General features: G+C 40.7%; 2 protein-coding genes. Both read left to right on the top strand.

Features of this window, described 5'->3' with window-relative positions; translation table 11 throughout:
* Window positions 1-638: 638 nt before the first annotated feature.
* A complete protein-coding gene (locus PX636_RS17205) occupies window positions 639-1,130 on the top strand; it encodes a hypothetical protein (RefSeq protein ID WP_288118015.1) in 492 nt (163 codons plus the stop codon).
* Between the two features lie 41 nt (window positions 1,131-1,171).
* Window positions 1,172-1,314, top strand: a 143-nt coding sequence (locus PX636_RS17200; protein ID WP_288118013.1) for a HEAT repeat domain-containing protein, incomplete at its 3' end; no start/stop codon positions are given.

Here is a 1,314-nt window from a genome sequence, read left to right as displayed (position 1 = left end):
TAACATTTTAGCTTTACTCAATCTACCCTAATAAGCTAAGATGCGGGGATGATAATGATGAGTAAAGAGCCAGCACCCGCAAGGGTACTGGCCCTCTCCTAGCTTCGCATCATCGGGATTAGCCCTCTCAACAGCCCACCAGGAGACTTAAAACCTTAGTAAGTGGACTCAAGAAGCCAGGAGGTCAATCAATATGAAGAACTTACTCACTGTCATGCTCCTAAGCTCCCTCTTTTACGGCGTAGCTCTGGGCGAGATCAAGCCCTACGAGTTCGTTTTTCTCCGTACCGTAACAGAACTGGTAAAACTCTACGGTGGGGATCATAAAGACGGGAAGCGATAGGTAGAACGTTTACTGAATTCAAGCTGGGCAGTGCGGCAACACTCGATCCAGCTTTTTTGTACTGTTTTTTACTATCGCTCTATTTTCTTCAATGGTATCCACAATATAATCACTTACTGTAAGGATCAACCAACAAATATTTCAAAGTTAAACCAACAAATATTGCAAAGTTAAACCAACAATTGTTGTCCATTTAAACCAACAATTGTTGCTATCATTAAACAATAATTGTTGGTACTCCATTTCAAAATATGCTAACTAGCTCGAAAATACAGCCATGAAGACGCTCTCGTCAATGCCCCAAAACCTATCCGAAATGCCCCAAAACCTATCCGATGCCGAAAGGCAGGCAAGAAACTGTAATACAGCCATGAAGACGCTCTCGTCAACTCCCCCATCACTATGCGATGCCCAAAAGCAGGCAAGAAACTGTGGTTTGGATATACTCAAACTAGAAGCTTTATTGAAAGAAATCGAACCCTTATCTGATAAATATAAGGAGATATTTTATCGGGCGGCTACAGGACTTTATTCCGCCGATGACTTGGCTGAAATGTTCAATCATAGCCCAAAAAATCTAAACGCGGATTTCAACAAAAATCTAGGATCCCATCTTAAGGATTACCTTGAGTTAGATGAGCGGGTGGGAATTACTTCCCTAAGAAGGATTCTCTTTAAAAAGGGCTATTTTGTTGACATTAATGACGATGAATCAGTGAGAGTTTTGCGAACACGCTACGCTGAAAATTCTCAATTAGAGCAGTCTTTTACTGTCAGACAAAATTAGTGCGGATGAGAAGACCACCAATCCAGGAGATTGATTTAAAAATGGAAAACACCATTATTAATGGGTTGTTAGCTCAACTAGAAAAGGAACAGGATAGCGATATCCGTGCTGAAATCATAAGGAAATTGGGAGAATATCCTGAGCCTCAAGTGATTAAAAAACTTTGGGATTTGAGAAATAATCT

It is taken from the genome of Microcystis sp. M53598_WE2 (genome assembly GCF_030067735.1).
GTDB classification, from domain to species: Bacteria; Cyanobacteriota; Cyanobacteriia; order Cyanobacteriales; family Microcystaceae; genus Microcystis; species Microcystis aeruginosa.
Note: the sequence above shows the minus strand (reverse complement) of the source record. Positions and strands in the feature narration are given on the sequence as shown.